This window comes from Bacillus sp. 491mf (genome assembly GCF_900112415.1).
In the GTDB taxonomy this organism is placed as follows: Bacteria; Bacillota; Bacilli; order Bacillales; family Bacillaceae_G; genus Bacillus_A.
The window spans coordinates 122,020-145,817 of the sequence record NZ_FOLV01000010.1; the positions used below are offsets into that span (position 1 = coordinate 122,020).

Here is a 23,798-nt window from a genome sequence, read left to right on the forward strand (position 1 = left end):
TCCTCCCATTTAATTGTCTTAATTGTTAATATAAATAATTATACTATCCCGTTAAGAGTACCGCCATATGTCCATCAACTTAGCGGTTTTTTAACACCCAAAAACGAAAAAATTGGCTTTTTCATTACAAGTTAGCACAAAATTTCGTTCTGGGGGTAGTTGTATCTTCTTAGCTTGATGGTGATGGGGGCATAACAGCGAATATAGTCATTGCTCCTTGCATACATGGCTATTTTTATAAAGAAAATTTCTCCACTCATCTTTACTAGACTAATAAGTTTAATCTAGCACAGCCGGAATAACACATTCCTTAATCAACTCCCACCTATCCCGAGGATTAAAGATAAATTCGGATGCAATTGCCACAACGAGATCTTTTCCTGGAACACAACAAATGACATTCCCACCATCGCCTCGTGCTAAGTATGCAAAAATCCCGTCCTCTTCATGTACCCACCATAAATAACCGTAATTATTTGGATTTATCATTGTTGATTCATCAATCCACGTCTTAGAAACAATCTGATCGTTGTTCCACATACCACGTTTCAAATATAGAAGACCAAAACGTGCCATATCACGAGGAGTTAGTGTAAGTCCCCATCCTCCAGTAGAGTTACCGTTTGGATCTTTCACCCACCCTTTCACATTTTTCCCGAATAAGTCCTCAAATCCAAATGATTTCATTTCGTAATCCGGGATTTCTTTCATGCCAATAGGTTTGAATAAGCCTTCGTTGGCAAATTCACGGGCGCTTTTGCCCGTACTGCGAGTGATGATGGCTGAGAGTAGGTGTGCTCCTGCGGTGGAATATTTAAAAGCGCCAAGTTTTCCTTTTTCGCCTAGTATATCGAGGGTATATGTTATCCAGTCTTGTTGTCGGCACAGTTTGTCTAATGGTTCATGCCAGTCCTCAAATGGGTATGGTACTGTCATGGTGAGAAGATGGCGTATTGTAATTTCCTGTTTTTCAGTAGTATTGGAAACATATTCGGGAAAAAAATCTAGTACTTTCTGATTTACGTTTTGAATGTATCCTGCATCTATGGCAATTCCAATGAGGGCAGAAATGATACTTTTCGTTACAGATGCCACATGATAAGTATCATCTGGGCTGTAACCATTATAATATCTTTCATATGCAATATTTCCTTTTCTCACAACAACAATACCGTTTATATTGCTGTAATCGGATTTTATCGTAGATTCAAGTGCTGAAAGTTTTTTAGGGTCCATTTTCAATGTTCCTGGGTCTGCAGTTGGCCAGTCATTTCCTTGCATGATAAATGCCTCCTTTTGTTTGGCTATTTTTTCTTTACTGGAAAATATACCTCTGTCACAATATCCTCAGGAACGGTGACTTGATTGGGGTCAGTTACGTACACTTCATATGGTGAGTTTATCAATTCATATCCTTCCTTTTCAGTCCATTCCATCAAGTTAGCATATACCGATGTCAATTCCGGATAGGATCCCTTTAAAACAGACTTGGCACAAAGGCTTCCGGGCAAATCTCTCGTTCCTTTTACAGCCTCTTCTATCGGAATTGCAAACTCTGTATCATTGCCAGCAGGATTGTATTCAGAGCTGTGATAAATCGTCATTGGCTTGCCAAGCAAGGTGAGCTTTTCCGTGGCGATCTTTTCATATAGACTGCTAAAATAGTTTCCGTACCCTGCAGCATAGTCATCGCTACTCATCATCTGACGTATTGAAAGGATATTCAGTGGCTTTGTTTCCACAAGTTGTACTTCTATATTGTCAAGGTACGACATAATTGGTATGCCGTTTTCTAAATTGAGAATGTCATTGCTCATTTGGTTTAAGGTATATGCAAAAGCATTTAGCTTTTCCTGGATTTCCTTTCTTTTGCGATTAAGAGCAGAAAACAGTTTCTCTTCTGACTGATCCTCTTCCGATTCCAAAATGGCTTTAATTTCTTCCAGAGAAAAATGATAAGACTTCAAACGGTTGATAAGAAGCATCGTTTTTAGTTGACTGATGGAGTAATACCTATAACCATTTTCTGGATTAATCTCATCAGGGTGAATTAATCCAATTTCATCATAATATCGAAGCGTTTTTGTTGATACTTCGCATATCTTTGAGAATTCTCCAATTGATAGCAAGGGGCCACCTCCATTTTTCATATTTTTTTACGAATAAAATGCTTTGTTCTATTCTTTTATACAGCTTACCGTAGGGGGAAAGTCAACTGCAATAATACTCCTAACACTTCAAAAAACACTCATGAGAGCATAGTCATCAAGTTAACAAAACAATCCAGATTCCCCCATACACTAAGATTATTTTCACTATTTGCACATTGCTTTTCATTTCTTGTACAATATAGAAAAGAGTTATAAACAGGGAGAGAAAATCCATGTCCAATCAATTAGTAAATTTACGAATTGATTTTGCGTTTAAACAGCTATTTGGCACAAGTGGTAGTGAAGATATTTTAATCGCGTTTTTAAATGCCATGCTAGCAAACTCTTTAGAGGCTCCTATTTTATCACTTCAATTAGAAGATCCCCATTTACATCGTGAATACGAGGATGATAAGTTATCAATTCTAGATGTATCTGCTACATTAGATACAGGAATAAAAATTAATGTAGAGATACAGTTGAATAATACCCATGATATGATTAAACGTAGTTTATATTATTGGGGGAAACTGTACACTTCACAATTACAAAAAGGTATGCCTTATAGTTCACTTCATCAAACCATTACAATCAACTTATTAAACTTTGCACTGTTCCAAGAGTATGAAGATTTCCACACAACAGGAAAACTATGGAATATGCAAAGACAGAAAGTATTTAGTGAGGATATAGAAATTCATGTTGTAGAAATCCCGAAATTGATGCAACAATGGCGGGAGGAAAAAATCAATCCGTGGAAAGATTCTTTTGTTCGTTGGCTGTTACTATTGCCAGCGAATGAAGATGAACACTTAACACAAACATTGGAGGATATTGCTATGAACCAAGATCCTATTTTACAAAAAGCAATGGATAAGTGGGAGCGTATGAGTCAAGATTCTTCCTTCCGTAAAGAGTATGAAGCAAGGGAAAAAGCCTTAATGGATGAGGCTGCGAAGTTTGCTCATGCACGTAACAAAGGAAGAGAAGAAGGAATTCAACAGGGAAAGATCCAAATGATTCGAGGAATGCATGAAATTGGAGTTTCACTGGAAATGATTGCGAAAGCAAGTAAATTGAGTATCAAAGATATAGAACGTATTTTGGAACAAAAATGAGTGAGTAGTGAGGACTATCTTGGTTTGAGATAGCCCTCCACTACTCCTATCTATTTACAGCATAATGCTTCAAAATACTATTAATAAACTCTATATCAAATTCCTCTGTATCAAATTCGCCGAGCCATTCTATCATCTCTTCATCTAGCTCACCTTCGCCTTTTAAGGCTGCTTGAATTTCACTGTACATGTAAACACCGCCGCAATCTTCGGGCGGACATGCACGCTTTCCTTTTAGGCATGTCGGAACCGTAATTTTCTCATCAATTGGCAATATTTTTTCTAGTACTAGCTCATGCTCCCAATCATCACCGAAGTCATATGTATACAAACATTTTTGCTTTTCTTCTGTGATCAATTCTCCTATTTGTGTCTCTCTAGCATCATATTTTTCCCTTGCAGATGGAAAGAATTCAAAGGAATCATCTAATATCTCAACAAGTGCGTCTTTCGTATCGAAATTATATAAATGAGAGTCTTCCCATCCCATTACAATTTGAATAATAGTGTGTAATTCTTCAAAGGTTACTTGATTATCGATAAGAAACCTTCTCCAAATTGGTGGACGCATTCCCTTTAATGTAATCTTAAATTGATAGATAGCAGGTTGTACGGACTTTTTCTCTCTTCTCTTTGTTACGTCTTGTCCACCAACAAACGCTATAATTTCTGCCAAACGTTCTTTTTCTACAGGTGGCATTACCGTCCAAAGGTCAGTTTTCTTTATCTCCTCAATGAGATCTAATACGATTTTGTTTATTAACATTTTGAAACACCTTCTTTCTTCATATCTTATACGAATCATTATAAACGATTTTTTAGCATATATAATTATTGATTAACAGATTTTTTAATCTACACCGCCTTACTTTTCATCACTATCAATCAATAATGCGATATCGACCACTTTCACCAATATATCGGCGATTCTTTGAATATATCAGCGCTTTTCAGAATATATCGGCGCCTCGACACGAAATAAAGCCCCTTCGACAAATTCCGCCGCACAAAAGAGGCCATCCATCAAGGATAGCCTGCTAATAATCCCGCCGGACTCACTCTATCTGGAACTTGCTCCGCAATCGCCTCGCCAATTATCAAACTAGCTGTCGCTGCCGGGGACGGTGCATTGCAAATATGCATAGAGTTGATACCTGGAATGATGCAGAAATCATCGACCATGTTTCCATTAGAGAGAATCGCCTGCGCCCTTACACCCGCATGAGTTGGGACGATGTCTTTTTCTGTTAGTTCCGGTATTAATCGCTGCAAGTTTTTGAGAAATGATTGTTTGCTGAACGAGCGGATCATTTCTTTCATGCCTTCTTTCATGTTTGGCATGGCCATTTTCCAGAAGCCGGTGTAGGTCATGGTTTCCATGAAGTCTTTTAGGTCAAAGTCTTTTTTTGTGTAGCCTTCTCGTTTGAAGCTTAGGACGGCGTTTGGTCCTGCGTGTACGTCTCCGTTTATCATTCTTGTAAAATGCACACCTAAGAACGGAAAGTCCGGATTGGGTACTGGGTAGATTAAGTGTTTCACGAGATGGCGTCTTTCTGGGATGAGTTCGTAATATTCGCCGCGGAACGGGACGATTTTCATATCTGTTAGTATTCCTGTTTTTTTGGCGATTCGATCGCTGTGTAATCCAGCGCAGTTAATGAGAAATTTTGTTTCAAAGATGCCTTTGTTTGTTTCGATTGTAACGAAATCCTTGTGTTCAAAAATTTGTTCTGCTTTTGTTCCTAGATGTACTTCTCCGCCGTTTTTTTCAATGATACGGGCAAAGGCATAGCTGACTCCTTTGTAATCGGCAATGCCGCAAGACGGAACGCGAATTGCACCTAGTCCTTTAACATGCGGTTCGATTTCGGCTAATTCTTCTGAACTAATTTTCGCAATGTCTAAGCCGTTTTGTTGGCCTCTTTCATAGAGATTTTGCAGAAGCGGAATCTCTTCTTTTTCTGTTGCGACAATGACCTTTCCGCACATGTCATAGGCGATTCCGTTTTCTTTACAGAACTGTACCATTGCGGCATTTCCTTCTTTCGCAAATTTTGCTTTGAAGCTGCCTGGTTTATAGTAAATGCCGGAATGGATAACACCGCTATTATGTCCTGTTTGGTGATGGGCCAGTTCGTTTTCTTTTTCAATGATTGCGATTTTGGCACGAGGGAATTTTTTCGTTAAGGCCATCCCTGTTGAAAGCCCGACAATTCCTCCGCCGATAATAATAAAATCATACATGTTGTTTCCCCTCCTAAAAAATATCTATGTATATTATGAAAGGCAGGCCTTATTTCAAGACCCGCCGCACTGATTATGATTTGGAAAAGCAGCCGCGTTGGCGCATTAGCTCTCGATATAAATCTTTATTTTTCTCAAAAGGAGCTCGCCCGTGCATCCAAAATAGGTTATTTAATAGAACTAAATCGCCGACTGGTAATTTTAATGCATGCGTTGCTGGAGAGCTTTCAACAGAGTGTGATAGTTCCTTCAAATAGTTTGCTTGTTCAATGTTATCAGGATAAGCAAATTGATCGATAAAGCAAATACACGGCGCATTATTTACATCAAAAAATGTTTCACGGTGGACGATTTCCTGTGCATTTTTACTTGGCGGTGCTTTATATGTGATTTTGACAGATGCTAATGAATGACTGCGGAACTTATCAAGTTCTTCCCAGTCATCTAAATGAAGTAAACGTGATTCGCCGCCTACTGCATTCTGTTCTTCGATCTTCATCATAAGCAGCCAATCTGTCGGTTCATCAACAAATGTTCCGTCTGTATGAAGCGTGAATAAGCGATACGCTTGGCGCAAATAAGAGTCACTGCTGTCGGTATCTTTCACATTAAATCTCGCATAATACGTCCCTGTCATCGCATCAAAGTTAGGCGTCCCAATTAAATGCGTTAATGCCGTCGCAAATTTCACATAATCTTCTGCCGCTGTCGTTTCGCCCTGCACCCCAATGGTAAACCCGCCCGTTTCACGGTCATGAATAATCCCGCGCACATTTTCCATAAAAGATGCCCCAAAGATCTTTCTCATTTGATCAGCAAGATTAAAGCGAGAATAAGGAATATATTGTAATGATTGCTCAGAATATTCTTTTACCTCTTCAAAAAATTGCCCAAGCAATTGTTGATTTAACGCAATATGATACAAACGTTTATGTTCTGGATGAGGCATAATTTCATACCCCTCATATTTCTTCGCAAATTTCATTTTCATTTCTTGTTCCGTAATCATCGATATCTTCCTCCTTAGTCTTGATAAAGTGAAACTTCCCTTTTAGGAGTGTCTTTCTCCTAAAAGGGTTAGTTGAACCAATCGGGCTTTTACGGACAGTTGTCCCCACCTTCTTCTTGCTTCTCTCTGAATCTTTAGGTGGGGGTCTTACTGTTCACGAATAGCGGGAAAAACTAAAAAGCCAGTCATACGCATCTACAATATATACATTGTAGAAACGTACAACTGGCTTCAAATTACGAATGTCTTTAATCTCTTAAAGTACAATAATATTAGACAGTTTTTTTATTCAACTATGTGCAAATTAGAAAGTGAAGATCGGATGTAGAGAAGGATTATTTCTCGTATGGATCTTATCACTTTATAAATAAATATTAATTTAAAATTTTCTGAATGTCAATACGTTTTTATTATTTTGTATAGATCTAATAAAGAAGAATATTTACATATAATTTAAAAGTTGTGCATTAACGTGACCCCGCATTATTCTTGCAACTTTTATCTAATTACAACTACACATCCGCACTTAATAACTTGTAATTATTATCAAAATAGGCATGTATCCTGTGTCCAGCAAATAAATCTCCATCATGATATTCACAGTATATATCATTTGCTCTAATTTCGATGTCATAGAGAATAATTGTTTTTTCAAATTCTTCTTTAGTCACATCATACTCCCCTGCATCTACAGCATCCCAATTTAAATGTTCATCATTCTCATCGTACTCAGGCCAAAAATCATTTTTGTAATCAATCAATTGCTCTGCTATGGCTACTTTAGCCTTTTTATCAAATTCTTCTATGCATAAAAAAAGCTTCTCTGCTCTTTTAATCATTTCATTAACATCTACATATTCATTTCTAATGTCCAATTGCCAATGTATTTTCCCCTTATTTTGCTCATATATTTTACAAGTCTCATTGAAGGTAAACACTCCAATTAATTCACTTTGTATTGATTTTTTCATCTCCTAATCTCCTTTCTATTCATATAAGCCTCTATTGATTATATCGACATTTCCTTTCTTTTTTCTTTTAAAATAGCATCTGTCAGTCTTTGATCCACAATATATTTTGCTTTGTTTGGCTGACCTTCAGCTCTGGTTATTTCCAATGTATTTAAGTTCGCTGCCACCGAGAAAAGTGTTCCAAATTTATATTCTGTTAAATTTAAACAGACATGACCATCTGTTTCAGACATAATTGATTGGGCAATGGAAAGATTCATATGATTTACATTTTCAGCAAGTACTTTATCTAAAGTTTCAAAACGATCTTTTGATTTGCTCCAATTCCAACTCTCTGAAACAGAAGCACCTACATGATGGTTCGTACAATGAATATAATTATTTTTCGGCACACAAACATGACTTCCATTTGGTGTAACTTCAACCACAGCCATACTTCCTGATGGATCAGCCAATAAATAGTTATTCGCGACGGAACTTGGAAAACTTTTCAACACCGCAATTCCTTCTTCTACATTACTACAATTCTCTAAAATATGTTTACATGCAAAATAAAAATTCAAACCAGGTCTAACTTCCTCATGCGGAACTGCTGTAATGCCCACAAACAAACCGTGTTCATTAATACCATCCACTTTTCCAATAAAACAATCTGAGTGACCTAGATATTTATTTTTTCCATTAAAACAAACCAATGACGACTCCGTAATTTCCCTCAAACTAAAGAGCATATCATAATTACGTCCAATAATGACTTCACTACCATTAAACGCTGCAAAAATACTACATTGGCCAGCTGGCTGAAAAACTCCTACACTTAATAGAAAGGAACTTACTTCCTCAAATGAAGCATGGCATCCGTCAGCGAAACCTTGGATTTCCTTCACAATACTCACATCAAACGCAGTCAGAATAGGTATACATAACTTACCACAATTTAAATTCTCCTCTGTTAAACACATCTTTATTATTTATATTTATTTACAATACTAGATAATAGGTGCGCATATTTTTGTAAGAAAGTCTGATGGATTTCTGCTTAAATTTGGACGTAAATCCTGTAAATCTAAGTTTGTAGGTATAAGTCCTTTTTCATATATTTCCATCACATGTCCATTTTGAGTTAGATTATTTTCAGCCATATATATTTTCAATACTTCATATCCTGCCGCTAGGTCTGTGTAAGGACCATTAACCTCAAGATTAAAAGCATAAACTTGGTCAAATAATTTTTTCACGAGCTTATCTATAAATTTGAACTTAATTATTTTTCGGAGAGTATAGACTAATGTCTCCTCCCAATTTTCAAAATAGCAACCAGAGAAAACACAAGTATTACTGAAAGTAAATGCCCTATCATATTGTTAGGAGCTAAAAATACCAATATAAAAAAGGAAACTAAGAAACCACCATAGCATGTAATCCACCAATGTCGTTTAGAAAATAACTGAAAGTTACTTATCTTTTCCTCATAAAACCGTATTACTTCATAAAACTGAGATTCCATATATGTCTCTCCTATATAAAAAATCTAACCTAAAATACGTATTCTCCTCGTATTATTCTTTAACAAAAATCAAAAAGATTGTATACGTTTTCTTGATTATTTTGTAAAAAACGAAGACAACAAATTTCGTTATGTCCTCGCTGTTTTATTTCGAGTTCCTCCTAAACAGGGTAGGAGGAGTAATCGTGATGTGAAGTGCAAAGTAACATCTAATAAATGTATTAATAAAGAAAACCGCTCACTTTTAGATGGGCGGCTTGTTCTTTAAATCTATTAAAGTGTTATGCTTGTGGTGTAGGAAGATCCGCTTCACCTTCAGTGCTTATACTACCAGAACCGCCATGATCTCCATGGGCATTAGCTAGCATTGGTGGTCTCCCATGATCATAAGCTGGAGACCAAGTCGTATAAGCCAAATCAGGGTTTTGGGGTGCTGGTGGTCTACCGTGATCAGCCTGTTGTGAATATGAAAATGAAACATTACCTATAGTTAGAACTGCCGCAAAACCAACAAAACCAATTAATAATTTTTTCATTTCAATGCACTCCTTTGTGTAAGTGTCTGTTTTGCTTCATAGGCAAGATTAAAATATTTACTAGCCTTTTCAGAACTACCTTCTTTATAGAAATGTTTTGCAAGATGTCCTGCGTACTCTTCAATAAAACCGTAAAGTTGTTGTGTTTCAAAGTAACTAATCCCTGCCACAATAGCAGATTCTAGGTTTTGCTTATATTCTACGTCATATAAAGCTTGTACTATGCGGAAATGATGTGTATATTCTGTATCAGCTAACTGCATACCTTCTTTTAAAAGAGTATTAGCTTTTTCAATCTGTTTTAGCTTATAGTATTCCTGTGCTAACAAGAATAATGTCTTATGATATGGTTTTTCATTGTTATAAACATCTGTTAGATAACGTATAGCGGTTTCTGATATATTTTGTTTTGCATATAGAAAACCTAAATTGTAACGAATTAACATAACTAAATTTTCATGATTTTGCTTTTGAGCAGATTCTAAGCTTTTTACAAAATATTCTTCAGCTTGTTCGAATTGATTTAAAGTAATACTTGCTAGTCCTAATGTGACATCGCATTCCAATTGATTAAGTTTATAATTATCCTGCTTCTCATATAGTTCTTTTGCTTTAAGTACATGTTTAATTGTTAATAAAGGTTTGTGAATATGATAATATAGCACTCCTAGTTTGTAGTTGAATTCTGCATGTTCAATTTCATCAGGAACATATATTAAAAGTTTTTCTGCTTTTCCAAAGTGTTCACCAGCGTCTATGTAGTTAGCTAACATCATATTATGAATTGCTTTATAAAAATGATAATAATACGATAAATAGTTATCGACGGACTTCTTATTGAGTTTTTCGATTACATCAAATTCATCAAGAGAAAGATATGTGTTAGTTGTTAATAACTTATAACGAAAATCTAGTAGAGAGTAATATAACAGTAAATTTTGGTCTTGTAGTTCTGCATTTTCTTCCGTTTTCAAAATGTTAACCTGTTCATCAATTTCTTGCTTTAAATTTGTTGCTTTTAACACTTGTTTGTGTAGCATTACTTGATACCAATCATTTAGCAACTTTGTAACTCGTTCGTTTCCCTTCATCGATACATGCATAATAAGTCTCCCTCCACTAATAATACGTGATTATTAACTAATATTTTAACATAATTTGGATAAAACGAATGGGGAGATCAATTGTTTTTCAATAAAAGATAGAATATTCAGTTTTTATTAAAGTGAAATGAAAAAGGACAAAAAGCTATTCCTTTTTCAAGAGTAGCTCGTCCTTTAATATTTTATTTTTCTTCTTCTTCTTTGTAGTTCAACGCAATCTCCACTATCTCTTCGGGTGTTAAGTCTCTAAAATCCCAAAAGATTATATCACTTGGAGATGGGTGAGGTACGTTCGCTTCTAGAATATCAATGTACTTACTACCTAATTCATCCGTCAATTTAGGATCACATATTTTCTCTACAAGTTTAATAAGCTCTTCTTTAGTTATTTTACTATTCATATATCATTAAAATCCATGATCAAAATCTATATCGTATAAATCAATCTATTCTATAAATTTTGGTACTGATTTAGTTGTGATAAACCCTTTTATTATACGATATGTCATTTCACGATCCACATAACTACAAGTAGGTATTTTCACTGGTTCTCCGCCTACTAAATGTTCAACTGTTTCTATTTCAACATTTTTATTAAGTGTTACTAAATAATCTGGGTGTCTCATTATAAAAAAACCATACGGTTCATCGTAAAATAGTATTAACCGTTCCTCACATCCATCAACTTCAAAACACGAATCACCACTACCTTGTTTCCAATATGTCTTATCCTTATCAAATATTAGTTCTCTTATAAATTTTCCACTTGGATTTTCAATCGGATCACCCACTGGTCCGTTATATATAATCATTATTCATCCTCATCTTCAAAATCACGTAAGCTATTAAGTAATTCTGTGAAAGACGAACAAACAGGGAAAATTGCTTTTTCCATTTCTTCTTCCTCATGATCCCAAAATACAACTGTTGGTGATTGGTGTCCGTTTCGGTAATCAAAGCATAAAAAGTTGCCAAACGAGTCTCTACCAAAAGGATATACCCTATCTACTAATCTATCTTTTATATTCTCATATCTCTGAATAATGGAGTATTGACTTTCTAAATCAAAAGTTAAAAGGTTACTGAATGAGCTATCTTCCTGTCCTTCTATACAAAATACTTTAGGACGTGGATGCCCACCGTTATGCTGTTTTACACACTCAATAAAATCATTGGGAAATCTAATACCAAAATATTGCTCTACTTGTTGAATTTGTGTGTCTGCTATTGTTTTTTTACTCGTTCCAATCCATGTTATACCGTTCATATGTGAACCTCCTTATTTATCGGAATCTTTCCCCCAAATTCTGTATCCACCTGTATGACCAGTTTTCTCATGTAAATAGGAATCTACAAGCTGCATTCTACCTGTATCTTGATGATGATGCCATGTGAATCTATCGGGTACTTCACCGAATTTGAATAGTTCTATCTCTTCTTCTGTAAATTTAGAAGCTAACTCCGGGTCTTTTATTATTTTTTGATATAATGCTTTACTACATATTCTATCATGAGCTGGCCTATCTTTTTTAAAGTCCGTTTCTTTTAGCTTTACTTCTCCAAAAGGTTCAAAAATTGGGAAGCCTTCATGGTTGTATGGTATATCTGTAACTGGATGTTTATCCCCGGCTAAATAACCTCTTCTCAATCTGATCGTTTTCGAACCATTCTCACCTTCATAAGTGTAGGTTACCGCTTTTTGCAAATAGTGTTGTGTGCCACTACCCACATAACCTGGTTCTAAACGACTTCCTAATTGAAACTCGGACATGGATGACAAACTTCTTCCCCATCTAGCACCATTACCTACAGCACCAGCACCTTTTGTAAGAACTGCAGCAATTGCAAAAGAAGTCGCCCCGTATGCTATCGATTCTGTGAAGCTTTCTTCATCTCCGTACTCTACGTTCTTTACATACCAATCAGACAAAACGTTTCGTATAGCATACATCTCTTGGATTTTCTCATTCCACTCACTTTTTACTGTTCCAATAGGATCATTCCACAGGTTTTTCACAAATTCGTATGTATCTTTAATTTCTTCTTTTGTGTCATCAATAGAATTCTCCATAAAGTCCCTAAGTCCATATTTTGCATCTTCTAATGTTCCTTTTGGGTCATCAGCTAAGTGTTCGAAAAAGTCTGATGTTTTGTTCCATGCTTTTTTAAGTGGATCAAAAATAGTGTCTCCTGCTGCTCTCCCGCTTCCTCGTAGATAGGCGTCTGATAGCTTACCCATCTGATTAAAATCACCAAACGCTTTCTCATCCGCTTCACGGAATGTTTTCGCAGATTTCTTTAATTCGAGTTCAGTATGATGTAAATGTTTGACTAAATCGTCCATACTCTTCTTTTTTGAGAAAAATTCATCAAAAAATTGTTTGCGTGCCATACCTTCCCAAGATATCTGTAATTCGAACGTGACTTGTAAAAGTTCTCGAATTATTTTTTCCATAGCTTCTCTATTTCGTGATATAGAATCTGCAGCTTCTTCCAGTTTATCCGGATCAACTCGTACTTGTCCCAATTGCTATTTCCCCACATTTCCATTTTATATACAAAATTGTAAATAAAAGTATAACAGATTTATAAGGTGGAAAAATATTAGGAAATACAAATTAAGGTGAAAAATATCTTGTAAATATGATAAATAAATTATATCAAACTTTTGGAAATTTCATGACTGCATTATTTTATTACAGTTTCATATATTTTTCGTATATCATCAGATTTCATTGAGCGCTCAATCACTCCATTAATATCATCGTGCTTTGTTAAAACAATAACTATACCACCGTTTGATAAATACGCTTTATATTGTGCAGCGCTTGATTTACCTTTTGTATAATGACCAACTACTTTTAAGATATAAGATAGCTTATACGTGAAAATATCGTTTTCGACTTGGTATAGGAGATGGCGATAAAAAGCTACTCCTATATTTTTTATGCGCACATAAAATCGTTGTCGAATATATCATATTATTTCATGGACAAACAAGAACTAGCCGTACTAAGAAAAAATATTGTTCATTTGAGTAAGGAGCAAATACTGCTCTTTTTTTATGAATAGATTTTATAGATAAATTAGCCATAATTTTATATCTGCTTAACATTCGGCTATTAAAATTTCACATAAATAAACCGTTAAGGAGCTGAGTTTATTGGAATGGACACTAATCGATGAACAAAAGATAACATCTTATTTAGTGCAAGTATCCCAGCAAGATAAAAAAGATTGCTTGTTTCACATTCGAGAAATGAATAATAACATAGACATTAATTTTGTTGATGAAAATAATAGATTTTTAACACCCGTTCCTGTTGAGCTATTTCTTAGTAAACTTCCTAGTGAGAAAGATAGAATGGATTTTAGAAGAGAGTATAGAAATATGCCGGGATTGGTATTATTAGAGCCATTGACACGTGAGGAATCAATTTATGTAAGAGAAATGACAAAAGAAGAGGTTGATGCATTTAGATACTTAGAAGATAATTTTCCACGAGACTTAATGAATAAAGTAGAAAGCCATCTCATGTGAGAAGGGCTCCTTTTTTACGATTTAATCTATTATCGACTTTTAGAGAATACGTGCAATAAAGGCTTTAGGATTTTACTTATCAATCGTGTAGCTTTTCATTTGAAGGAAATTTAATTTTGTTAGCTCGATAGCGATGGGGTCTTACCACACGCTCATCAACTTAAGAATATTAACTCCCCCCAATTGTAAAAAACGTTATAAATAATGAGTATAGATAAAGTGGGGAAAAATGGGGCATTTTCATATTTATATGTCCTATGTGATATTGATAATGTTTATTGGAGCAATAAGTAGTTTATGTCGATATCAAAGAATATGCTTATAGCCTATTTTTGTAAATGTTAGCTTTCTTGTTAAGATTTAGTCTTTTTTTGGAGTAAAAAATCAAAAAACTTTAATCTATGGAGGCGTCTACATGAGTTTAAAAAGAACATGCAATGCAAGAATTTCAAGAGAAAATGTCCTCAAATGAGAATATACAAGGTATGATTTCAACACGCGGAAATGAAGATGAATTTGTACACTTAAAAGAATTTTTCGAGAAATTAAAAGCTATATCGCCATCAAGCTAATATTTTAAAGTGTCCCCAAAACGAAAATTTTATTATTTTACAGTTATTTATGAGAATTCAACTCATTTTCTTTGTTTTGGGGTATTTGTTTTTCTTAACTTGATGGCTATGGGGTTCCTACCATATTTTACAATCGGGCGCAAGTAAAAGGGGTGATACATACTAGTCACGTATGTATCACCCCTTTTACGATTTATGTCTTGATAATGTTTCAAACAACTCTATTATCACTTAACAGATTTATTTTCCTTATCTTGATCTTGACTACATACTTTACACATCTTACACAGTTTCGTAGTTTTTACGCATTCCCTTTTTCCCTTTAGATTTCCACTTGATTTCCCCATTTTCCTGCCCCCTTATTTTATGAAAATAAAAGAGCCAGCTATATTCCGCTCATCAAATAAGCTAGAATACAACTGGCTCTCATTTACGAACGCTCTTCTAAAATCGAAGTGCAATAAACTCGACAGTTTCATAATTTACATATTCATTTTAATACAACATGTTTTAAACCTGGCATGTGGCAAAAACAAACCCTGACCGTTTCTATGCACGGCCAAATGCTCTTGTCTCCTTACTAAAAAAGAAGTTTTTTAAAAGTTATTTTACCGGAGCAATCTCCTCATACTCCTCCGGCGGTTTTTCGCCGTTTACATAACTTGTATATTGGCGGTACAAGTCCTTTAAAGCGCTAATAATCGCATTTTGCGCTTTTCCTTGATAATGATAGGATATTTCTTCGATGATGTCATCAATACCATCTTGTAAACTATATCCTCTTAAAATTTGTGAAATAAAGTCCCGCCCGTGTCCTGTTGCAAGGGTACATGACGATTCGATGATTACGTGATATTTGTGATCTGCCTCTATTGTAATTGTTAGTGTTTCATAGACGCTGCGCACAGCCATCCCTTTCGGAAGTCTCGCATGTCCTGCCATGAAAAAAGTTCCTTTACGCATGTTCATCCCCCATTATTATGTTGTTTATTATACTTGATCTACATATACTGTCTTGATTCTTGTATAAAATTCTGCAGCTGCTTTTCCTTGTTCGCGTGGCCCAGCACTGGAATGTTTCATTCCGCCAAACGGAACTTGCGGCTCTGCTCCTGCTGTTTCTGAGTTGACGTGAACCATTCCAACTTCCATATCATCAATGAATTGCTGGGCCAGGCTTAAGTTATTTGTACAAATCGATGCGCTTAGCCCATATTCTGTATCGTTTGCTAGATGAATTGCTTCCTTGTAATTGTTCACTTTAAATAAACAAATAACAGGACCGAATATTTCTTCTTTCGCAATGCGTGCATCGTGTGGTACGTCTTCAAAAATAGTCGGTAGCACATAACATCCTTGTTGTAATTCCTCTTCTGTTGGTACGCTGCCTCCGCAAAGCAGTGAAGCTTCGTTCTTACCTGCTTCAATCATCGCTAAAACAGATTGCTGCTGATTTTCAGATACACATGGGCCCATAAATGTATCTTGTTCTAACGGATTACCAACTGTAAGAGATTCTGTGCGCTGCACAAGTTGATTGCGAAACTCCTCATAGATTTCCGCTTCCACGATAATTCTACTTGTCGCAGTACATTTTTGTCCTGTTGACATAAATGCTCCTTTGATCGCAATCTCTACTGCCTTATGAATATCAGCATCGTTTAAGACAACGAGTGGGTTTTTCCCGCCCATTTCTAATTGCACCTTTTTACCACTTTCAGTAGCTGTTTGTTGAATGGTTTTTCCGACGCTATTTGAACCAGTAAAAGAAATTGCTTTTATATCCGGGTTTTCTGTTAATTCCGTTCCGACTACGGAACCTTTTCCAAAGACACAATTGATAACGCCGGCAGGAATCCCCGCCTCGTGAAAAGCATTTACGAGGTGGTATACGGATTTCGGGGTAATTTCAGCCGGTTTTATGACAACCGTATTTCCGTAAATGAGTGCCGGAGCCATTTTCCATGCTGGGATGGCAATTGGGAAATTCCACGGCGTAATTAATCCTACTGGTCCAACCGCTACCCGCTTACTGTAGAGCATCGTTTTCGGATTAGCCGACGGGATGATTTTTCCCACCGGCTGATTTGCTTCTCCTGCATAGTATTCGAGAATGCTAATTGCTCGCTTCGTCTCTCCGATTCCTTCAGCAAGTGTTTTTCCTTCTTCACTCGTCAAGTCATGACCGATTTCCGTCACTCGTTCTTTTAAAATCGCCGCTGCTTTCCATAAATAACTTGCCCGCTCTTGAAACGATAACCTTTGCCAATTATGAAAGGCTTCTTTCGCAGAGGCAATGGCTGCTTGTGTATCTTCTGCTGTGCTTAATGGAAATTCTCCTAATACTTCTCCATTATGCGGATTATAGTTTTTTGAATATCGCTGAGTAGACGTCTCTTTCCACTGCCCATTTATATAATTGAAAAACTTCATTCTGCTACCCCCAACTACTTCTTCTTATTTCGATACCCTAGCAATTGCCGCTTCAAGAATAGCGAGTCCTTCTTCAAGCTGTTCATCTGTAATAACGAGCGGCGGTAAGAAACGAAGTACACTGCTGTAAATGCCCGCACTTATTGTAATTAAACCTTTATTGTGTGTTTCCTGCATAATTGCTTTCACTTCTTCTGTTGCCGGCTCTTTCGTATTTCGATCCTTAACAAGTTCCATAGCTGTCATCGCTCCGAGGCCTCTCACATCGCCTATTAATTCATATTTATCTTTCCAGCTATTGAACACTTCCATCATACGATCGCCAATTTCCCGGGCACGTTTCACTAATTGTTCTTCTTCAATGACATCTAAAACAGCTAAAGCTGCCGCGCAAGCAACTGGACTTCCTGAAAACGTACCGCCAAGCTGCCCTGGGCCAGGTGCATCCATTAGTTCCGCTTTTCCTGTCACTGCGCTAAGTGGCATACCGGCAGCGATTGATTTTGAAAATGTCATTAAATCAGGAGCTACCCCAAAATGATCCATTGCAAACAAGTTTCCTGTACGAGCAAAGCCCGTTTGAATTTCATCTGCAATCATGACAATCCCATATTTATCACAAAGATCTCTTACTCCTTGTATAAACGCAGCACTTGGGACAATAAATCCGCCTTCCCCTTGAAGTGGTTCCAAAATAATCGCCGCAATGTTATCACTTGCCACTTCTTCTAACATAAAGCGTTCGAAATACGCTAAAATTTGTCCATCCACTTCCTCTGTCGTCATCCCGTCTTCCGCGCGGTAATAATACGGATAAGGTAGTTTGTATGTATCTGGCGCAAACGGACCAAATCCATGTTTATACGGTTTTACTTTACTTGTAAGAGACATTGTCATTAATGTCCGCCCATGATAAGCACGTTCAAACGAAACGATAGCACTGCGCCCCGTAGCTTTTCGCGCGATTTTCACCGCATTTTCAACCGCTTCCGCTCCGCTGTTGGCAAACAGCGTTTTTTTCTTAAAATCGCCCGGCGTTAATTCATTCAATCTTTCAGCTAACGCAACGTAACTTTCATACGGCGCTACATGAAAACAAGTATGAATGGAAGATTCCACTTGCTCTTGAATCGCTTTTACTACTTTCGGATGACAATGCCCGACATTTTGCATTCCAATTCCGCCGGCAAAATCGATTAATTCATTGCCATCTATATCCGTAATCATGGCTCCTTTTGCCGATTGAACGTAGAAATTCGTAATATTATACGGACCTTGTGGCACCGCATTTTTTCTTCTCTCATGTAAAATTGCAGATTTTGTAGTAACCATATTATCTTTTAACATTCGAACATACCCCTTTTTCATTTTTGACTTAATCCTTCTCTAAACCAATCTCCGAACCTTTTAAAATAGGAAACTCTTGTTTATTTCTAACTCTTAGAAAATACGATGCGATCACCACTACAGCAGCTAAAATCGTCAAATAAAATTGCATGCGCATATCCGCGATAAATGCTTGCGAAACGAATATCGTAACAATCATCAGAAGCGTTGCGTATGTGAGATAAGGGAATAACCACATTTTCACTTTTAATTTCCCTGGATTTTCCCTTTCCGCTTCTCGTCTTAAACGGATATGAGATACCGCAACAAACATATATATCAGCATCGTAACGCCGCCTGAGCTGTTTGCGAGAAAAGCAAATAGTTTATCAGGAGATATAAACTTCAGCGCCGCGCAAATGAATGCAAATATAACACTTGCCACGATCGCCCAAATTGGTGCACCTTTACTGTTTAATTTTGAAAACATAAGAGGAGCATCTCCCTTTTTCGAAAGCGAAAATAACATGCGAGAACTTGTGTATAATCCTGAATTTAAAACAGATAATAGCGACAGGAACACAACACCGTTCATAATTTCCGCAGCAGCCGGAACTCCCGCCATTCGGAATAAACTCGCATACGGAAGCTTCAATAATTCTGCATTATTCCACGGCATAAAAACGACCAAGATTGTTACAGAGCCTACGAAAAACAACATAAGACGCCAAACAACACTGTTAATCGCTTTAATTACATTTTTCTCTGGATTTTCCGATTCGCCCGCCGCAATCGCAGCTACTTCACTCCCTGATAAAGAGAAGGAAATAAATACAACACTCAGTAATACAGGAACAATCCCTTTCGGAAAAAAGCCGCCATTTGCAGCAATCGTCGAAAAGTTAGGCCTGTCTACACCAGGAACAAATCCAAAAATCATCGCAATTCCTAACCCTAAAAAGATCAGAATCGCCGCAACTTTAATAAACGCTAACCAATATTCAAACTCTCCGTACAGCTTAACGGAATAAATATTCGTAATCGTCATTAATATAATCATGAACAAACTAGCAATCCACGCTGGTATAGAAGGGAACCAATTATTAACCATCGCCCCGAGCAACACCGCTTCAATTGCGATAATAATGACCCAGTTAAACCAATATAACCAACCGATTGTATACCCCGCCCACGGCCCAATTGCCTTATGAGCATACGTTGCAAAAGAACCGCTATCAGGATTAACCGCAGCCATCTCCCCTAACATCCGCATCACAAGAACAACCATTAAAGCCCCTATCACATAAGACAAAATTGCCGCCGGACCCGTTGATTGAATAATCGTCCCGCTCCCTACAAATAACCCCGCTCCAATAACCCCACCTATTGAAATCATCGTTATATGCCTGGTCTTCAAGTCTTTTTGCAGTTCATTTTTTTCTTTAGCCAAAAAGATCACCAACCTATACGTATTGATAACGCTTTCCAAAAACCCCATTCATAGAACAAAATAAAAAGAGCCAGAAAAACAATGTAAACAATTACACTGCATTTTACTGTCTCTATCCCGATGGCTCGTCTTCCTGCTAAGGAAGTTCAAGTGGAAAGAAGCCAATTATTCACTATGAAATTTAACAGATCAACATTCGGGCTTGCAGGGAGGCTAATCACTGTCATCCGATAATAAACTAATAATAATACAAGAAGACTGAATATTCAAGATTTATTTTAAATTCAGTTAACTGTTTGTTGTCGTAAACCGTTTTGGTTGAATATATTATCGTACAACCATAGAGGTGGGGTAATATGAAACGCGAACAATATCGGCAAATGGAGGAAAAAGATTTACCGCTCGTAGAACCGAAAGCGTATGAAAATGTGAAACAAATTGCTATTGTCGGTATTTCGACTTTCGTTGGATTATCAGTTTATAGCATAGTAGTGACTCTTTTTTCGTAACCGATCAACAGAATAGCGTAATGCCGACAAATCTGCTGGATTAGACATGTTCATATTAATCAATAATACGATATTGAACGTTTTTTCCAATATATCGGCGATTTTTCAAATATATCGACCGATCTTTGGAATATATCGGCGATTCGACACAAGATAAAGACTTATCGACAAAATTCGTCACACAAAACCTACGAATTCTCGCCGAAGTCTGCCCATAAGTATGGATGAATTCTATCCAATCATGGAACAATATACACATCATATAAGAAGGAGCTGACCCCCTGTTGTACACATACATCTTATACGATGCAAAAGATTCGTTTGGCATCAACAAATCGTACCACATTAAATGCGGAGTTCCGCCTCACCGGTTTCGAGCGATTATGATGGAGTTTCGCCGTAATCAAGAAATAGGAGAAAACATGAAAGAATTTATCACTTTCATGGAACGGGAATTTGGTGAAGACTTCGAACTGTTTGAGTATGACGACATTGTGCAGTACGATGCTGATCAAGAGAATAGCATGATATTGGCGAATTTGCTGGATCAGGCTGATGAACATGTCTAAAAGGAAAAACTCCAACTTTCTTTTAGCAAGTTGGAGTTTTACGTAGCCATCTATTCTTTTTATCGATTACACTGTATATGCCAGCGTCCTGTTATTATAGTTGTCATATAATAAAGTGGGATTTCAGCTATTCTCATGTTGATACAAATATCATAAGTAGATACTTCAAACAGCCTATTATTTTTCTGTCTTTTATTTAGCTAAATAGGGTTATGCGGAAATTCACTATAATACTTATCAATTAACATTTTATAACTTTCATCATTTGGTACTTCACCTAAGTATTTATTTTTCCAAATAATCATTTGGTCACTAAAACTATATTCTGTATCGAACCAATTTGTATAATCGTAATGCATCTTAAATTTCCCACTACTTTCAAGAGACATTATAAAGGAGTACCAAAGTTCTTGCTGATTATCTTTAAAAATACTTCTTAATTCCTTACTCAATTTATATAATAAATCTTCTTTCTTTTCAAATTCCTCTTCATCAATTTCATACTCAAAAGGAATTTCTAAACTATATTTATACTGTTGTTCATTCTCGAGTGTGTTATAGAAGAAATAAGTTCCTCCCCCAGTTTCTGATATTTGAGCATAAAAATAAAATTTCTCCCACTCTTCCGGAATCATTTCGTTAATTGTTTCGGCTATCTCTCTATATAACCTATCCATTTCTTTTTCCATACTCAATTCAATCAACTCCCTAGTTTATACAGCGGTTTATCCTAATTTTAATCTAGATATTACTACTGTAGATAACTAATAGAAGTAATATAATCAAAATCCCCAGAAGAACTAACTTGATTCTGGTACTCAAAATTATAAATTAAAACAATAGCATTATACGACTTATTTAAGTTAACATATTCTTTAATTTTAGGTAGTATCATTTCGTCATATGAACACCCCTCTAGCAAAACAGAGATATTATCACTTTCTTCTTCTAATACTTCTTTTTCGATAAAATCTTCATCTATTTCATTCCTATCAATATTGAAATCCACCAAAAATTTAGAAGGTATAGACTCTCCATCTTCATCGTATGTTAAATCGACATATTCCCCTAACTGGTGTTGTGTTTTAATATTACCTAACCATATTGAAACCATTCCTTGCTTTTCCATATATAACACACTCCTACTGTCATCTTAATCCTTCTGACAATGATGAAATACCGCCCTCTGATCTAGTTATAGTCCATTTGATGTATCAATCATTCATTATGTGCTTTTAGAATCTACAAATTTAACATCAAATATTGCCTTTCTTAAATCTTTCATTTTTTAAATTTGAGTTTCAATTCATTACTAGAAAAAGAGCCACGTCATAGCGAACGTACAACATCTTTATTCATCCCATTCCTCGTATATAACTGATCCCATATAAATTAAATTTCCACTTTTGAATTTAGTTTCATCTACCTCTTCATCGTACTCAAAATCATACAATCTGATAGCAGAATTATAGCCTTCTGGTAATTCCTCTCCGTAATGTTCAACAAATTGTGGTAAAATGTCCGCTTCGTAAGAGGAACCATTTAAAAGCAAGGCCAAAGATGTAGTGGAGTCCTCCATAAAGGTGCTTTCTAATAGATCTTGATTATACTCAATAAAATCAAGATGAAAATCTCTCATGAACTGAGATGGGATTCTATCTCCAACTTTATCAAACTTTATTTCAACATATTCTTTTAAATTTTGTTTCGTTCTAAAATTTCCTATCCATAAAGACATTACGCCTGGGTTTTCCATAATGACTCCCCCTATATACAAATTATGGTAACATCTATCCATCTTAACTCTTCAGGTAATGTGCTTATTCCATACTTTCATGATCATTTTTTATCAGCAACTCAAAATTATATACTTCTTAAAAGATTCTTACTAAAATTTATTCAGTAGAAGTCAATGTAAATAAAGGATGTCCCAAAAGATCGTTATTCAACGACTTTTTGGGACACCCTCCTCGCTAACCGCTTAAAATATTTATCTAAGATTCAGTTCAGCCTTTAGAAGAACCACGATCTCTTCCTTTTTCATGTATAAAAGAAATCAAGTAGTTAAAATGTGGTCACTGTGCCCAATCTTAAATGTCTGTTTACAATTTTATGATACTGGCGGAAAAAATAAATTATTTACAAAGTCTCCAAAACTCTTTGCCATCAGTATAATATACTCTTCCCTTAATTCATTATCTTCTTCAAAATAACCTAGATCACAGAAGTACACGTAACCTGCATCTTTTCCCTCAATCGACAAACATATTAAGTTATCGACTGGATCAATTCCTATAGGTAAGAAATTGTTTGGAACTATATTTTCTCTATTATATAAAGAATACATCCCTTCAAGGTTATTTTCTGTTTCTAGAGAAAGCGGAAAAAACAGCATAATTGATGAAGTAATGGTAGCCCCTTTATTATTACAAATTGTAAATCTTCTACGATCCGTCTTTCCACCATTGTTTAATAACAAAAAGTTTTTATAGTCATCTGGAAGTGCAATATTACATTTCATTTCAAAATCTTTAATATGTTGTTTATTTATGGATTCAAAGGAATATTCAAAATTAATATCCCTATTTCTCCTCTTTGTATAAAAATTCTCTTCTCCTTCTATTTCTTCTTCTCCTTCTATTTCTTCTTCTTCTTCTTTTTCTTTTTCTTCTTCTTCTTCTTCTTCTTCTTCTTCTTCTTCTTCTTCTTCTTCTTCTTCTTCTTCTTCTTCTTCTTCTTCTTCTTCTTCTTCTTCTTCTT

28 protein-coding genes are annotated in these 23,798 nt (G+C 36.0%); 5 read left to right on the forward strand and 23 right to left on the reverse strand.

All coding sequences use genetic code 11. From position 1 onward, the window contains the following. Window positions 1-279: 279 nt before the first annotated feature. Both BM211_RS12290 and BM211_RS12295 read right to left on the reverse strand, forming a co-directional pair. Window positions 280-1,281, reverse strand: coding sequence for a serine hydrolase domain-containing protein (locus BM211_RS12290; RefSeq protein ID WP_090997616.1), 1,002 nt, complete (start codon window positions 1,279-1,281; stop codon window positions 280-282). Between the two features lie 23 nt (window positions 1,282-1,304). Continuing rightward, window positions 1,305-2,129, reverse strand: coding sequence for a MerR family transcriptional regulator (locus tag BM211_RS12295; protein ID WP_090997619.1), 825 nt, complete (start codon window positions 2,127-2,129; stop codon window positions 1,305-1,307). A gap of 254 nt (window positions 2,130-2,383) precedes the next feature. Between BM211_RS12295 and BM211_RS12300 the strand changes: the two genes are divergently transcribed. Further along, window positions 2,384-3,268: an Rpn family recombination-promoting nuclease/putative transposase gene (locus tag BM211_RS12300; protein WP_090997622.1), complete on the forward strand. Its 885-nt coding sequence runs from the start codon at window positions 2,384-2,386 to the stop codon at window positions 3,266-3,268. A gap of 46 nt (window positions 3,269-3,314) precedes the next feature. On the opposite strand, the gene BM211_RS12305 is transcribed toward BM211_RS12300, so the two are convergent. From BM211_RS12305 to BM211_RS12370, 13 genes are all read right to left on the reverse strand, one after another. Continuing rightward, window positions 3,315-4,034, reverse strand: a complete 720-nt coding sequence (locus BM211_RS12305; RefSeq protein WP_051957267.1) for a plasmid pRiA4b ORF-3 family protein — start codon at window positions 4,032-4,034, stop codon at window positions 3,315-3,317. A 257-nt stretch (window positions 4,035-4,291) separates the two neighbouring features. Beyond that, window positions 4,292-5,512, reverse strand: coding sequence for an L-2-hydroxyglutarate oxidase (gene lhgO / locus BM211_RS12310; protein ID WP_090997625.1), 1,221 nt, complete (start codon window positions 5,510-5,512; stop codon window positions 4,292-4,294). 73 nt (window positions 5,513-5,585) lie between these two features. Beyond that, entirely contained in the window at window positions 5,586-6,527 is a 942-nt protein-coding gene (glaH, locus tag BM211_RS12315; RefSeq protein ID WP_177206932.1) for a glutarate dioxygenase GlaH, read from the reverse strand. A 506-nt stretch (window positions 6,528-7,033) separates the two neighbouring features. After that, entirely contained in the window at window positions 7,034-7,492 is a 459-nt protein-coding gene (locus BM211_RS12320) for a DUF2262 domain-containing protein (protein WP_090997627.1), read from the reverse strand. A gap of 38 nt (window positions 7,493-7,530) precedes the next feature. After that, window positions 7,531-8,454 carry a C45 family autoproteolytic acyltransferase/hydrolase gene (locus tag BM211_RS12325; protein WP_090997630.1) on the reverse strand — a complete coding sequence of 308 codons (924 nt, stop codon included), beginning with the start codon at window positions 8,452-8,454 and terminating at the stop codon, window positions 7,531-7,533. Window positions 8,455-8,481: 27 nt separating this feature from the next. Continuing rightward, entirely contained in the window at window positions 8,482-8,730 is a 249-nt protein-coding gene (locus BM211_RS12330; RefSeq protein WP_256217092.1) for a GyrI-like domain-containing protein, read from the reverse strand. Window positions 8,731-9,280: 550 nt separating this feature from the next. Further along, on the reverse strand, window positions 9,281-9,535 hold the full coding sequence (locus BM211_RS12340; RefSeq protein ID WP_090997636.1) for a hypothetical protein: 255 nt from the start codon (window positions 9,533-9,535) through the stop codon (window positions 9,281-9,283). Beyond that, the gene (locus BM211_RS12345) at window positions 9,532-10,638 is read right to left on the reverse strand and encodes a response regulator aspartate phosphatase (RefSeq protein ID WP_090997639.1); all 1,107 of its coding nucleotides are present in this window, start codon (window positions 10,636-10,638) and stop codon (window positions 9,532-9,534) included. Before BM211_RS12345 ends, BM211_RS12340 begins: the two co-directional genes overlap by 4 nt. 182 nt (window positions 10,639-10,820) lie before the next feature. Continuing rightward, a complete protein-coding gene (locus BM211_RS12350; protein ID WP_090997642.1) occupies window positions 10,821-11,039 on the reverse strand; it encodes a bacteriocin immunity protein in 219 nt (72 codons plus the stop codon). A 45-nt stretch (window positions 11,040-11,084) separates the two neighbouring features. Then, the gene (locus BM211_RS12355) at window positions 11,085-11,450 is read right to left on the reverse strand and encodes a hypothetical protein (protein ID WP_090997647.1); all 366 of its coding nucleotides are present in this window, start codon (window positions 11,448-11,450) and stop codon (window positions 11,085-11,087) included. After that, the gene (locus tag BM211_RS12360; RefSeq protein ID WP_090997650.1) at window positions 11,450-11,905 is read right to left on the reverse strand and encodes an SMI1/KNR4 family protein; all 456 of its coding nucleotides are present in this window, start codon (window positions 11,903-11,905) and stop codon (window positions 11,450-11,452) included. The genes BM211_RS12355 and BM211_RS12360 overlap by 1 nt, the downstream gene beginning before the upstream one ends. Window positions 11,906-11,917: 12 nt before the next feature. Further along, window positions 11,918-13,165, reverse strand: coding sequence for a WXG100 family type VII secretion target (locus BM211_RS12365; protein WP_090997654.1), 1,248 nt, complete (start codon window positions 13,163-13,165; stop codon window positions 11,918-11,920). Between the two features lie 161 nt (window positions 13,166-13,326). Continuing rightward, the gene (locus BM211_RS12370; protein ID WP_090997657.1) at window positions 13,327-13,593 is read right to left on the reverse strand and encodes a hypothetical protein; all 267 of its coding nucleotides are present in this window, start codon (window positions 13,591-13,593) and stop codon (window positions 13,327-13,329) included. Between the two features lie 208 nt (window positions 13,594-13,801). On the opposite strand from BM211_RS12370, the gene BM211_RS12375 reads away from it, so the two are divergent. Together BM211_RS12375 and BM211_RS27110 are read left to right on the forward strand one after the other, a co-directional pair. Continuing rightward, window positions 13,802-14,179, forward strand: coding sequence for a hypothetical protein (locus BM211_RS12375; protein WP_090997660.1), 378 nt, complete (start codon window positions 13,802-13,804; stop codon window positions 14,177-14,179). A gap of 437 nt (window positions 14,180-14,616) precedes the next feature. Further along, window positions 14,617-14,751 (forward strand): hypothetical protein, encoded by a 135-nt coding sequence (locus BM211_RS27110; protein WP_256217093.1) that lies wholly within the window; start codon window positions 14,617-14,619, stop codon window positions 14,749-14,751. 603 nt (window positions 14,752-15,354) lie between these two features. Here the strand turns inward: BM211_RS27110 and BM211_RS12380 are convergent. From BM211_RS12380 to BM211_RS12395, 4 genes are read right to left on the reverse strand one after another with little or no spacing between them, the layout of a single operon-like run. Then, complete coding sequence (locus BM211_RS12380; protein ID WP_035431970.1) at window positions 15,355-15,714, reverse strand: DUF3870 domain-containing protein; 360 nt, start codon at window positions 15,712-15,714, stop codon at window positions 15,355-15,357. A 27-nt stretch (window positions 15,715-15,741) separates the two neighbouring features. Next, the gene (locus BM211_RS12385; RefSeq protein WP_090997663.1) at window positions 15,742-17,184 is read right to left on the reverse strand and encodes an aldehyde dehydrogenase family protein; all 1,443 of its coding nucleotides are present in this window, start codon (window positions 17,182-17,184) and stop codon (window positions 15,742-15,744) included. A 24-nt stretch (window positions 17,185-17,208) separates the two neighbouring features. Beyond that, a complete protein-coding gene (gene gabT, locus BM211_RS12390; protein WP_051957266.1) occupies window positions 17,209-18,531 on the reverse strand; it encodes a 4-aminobutyrate--2-oxoglutarate transaminase in 1,323 nt (440 codons plus the stop codon). A gap of 28 nt (window positions 18,532-18,559) precedes the next feature. After that, window positions 18,560-20,008: an amino acid permease gene (locus BM211_RS12395; RefSeq protein WP_371261874.1), complete on the reverse strand. Its 1,449-nt coding sequence runs from the start codon at window positions 20,006-20,008 to the stop codon at window positions 18,560-18,562. A 308-nt stretch (window positions 20,009-20,316) separates the two neighbouring features. Between BM211_RS12395 and BM211_RS26470 the strand changes: the two genes are divergently transcribed. Further along, the gene (locus BM211_RS26470) at window positions 20,317-20,469 is read left to right on the forward strand and encodes a hypothetical protein (protein WP_156107923.1); all 153 of its coding nucleotides are present in this window, start codon (window positions 20,317-20,319) and stop codon (window positions 20,467-20,469) included. Between the two features lie 284 nt (window positions 20,470-20,753). Continuing rightward, window positions 20,754-21,038, forward strand: a complete 285-nt coding sequence (locus BM211_RS25960) for a hypothetical protein (protein WP_035431966.1) — start codon at window positions 20,754-20,756, stop codon at window positions 21,036-21,038. Window positions 21,039-21,238: 200 nt separating this feature from the next. Here the strand turns inward: BM211_RS25960 and BM211_RS12400 are convergent, their stop codons facing one another. The 4 genes from BM211_RS12400 to BM211_RS27540 form a co-directional block, all read right to left on the reverse strand. Next, window positions 21,239-21,727, reverse strand: coding sequence for an immunity protein YezG family protein (locus tag BM211_RS12400; RefSeq protein ID WP_090997693.1), 489 nt, complete (start codon window positions 21,725-21,727; stop codon window positions 21,239-21,241). A gap of 62 nt (window positions 21,728-21,789) precedes the next feature. Next, window positions 21,790-22,167, reverse strand: a complete 378-nt coding sequence (locus tag BM211_RS12405; RefSeq protein ID WP_090997668.1) for an immunity 22 family protein — start codon at window positions 22,165-22,167, stop codon at window positions 21,790-21,792. A 222-nt stretch (window positions 22,168-22,389) separates the two neighbouring features. Then, the gene (locus BM211_RS12410) at window positions 22,390-22,794 is read right to left on the reverse strand and encodes an immunity 22 family protein (RefSeq protein ID WP_090997670.1); all 405 of its coding nucleotides are present in this window, start codon (window positions 22,792-22,794) and stop codon (window positions 22,390-22,392) included. A 354-nt stretch (window positions 22,795-23,148) separates the two neighbouring features. Further along, a complete protein-coding gene (locus BM211_RS27540; protein ID WP_090997696.1) occupies window positions 23,149-23,559 on the reverse strand; it encodes an SMI1/KNR4 family protein in 411 nt (136 codons plus the stop codon). Window positions 23,560-23,798 lie beyond the last annotated feature (239 nt).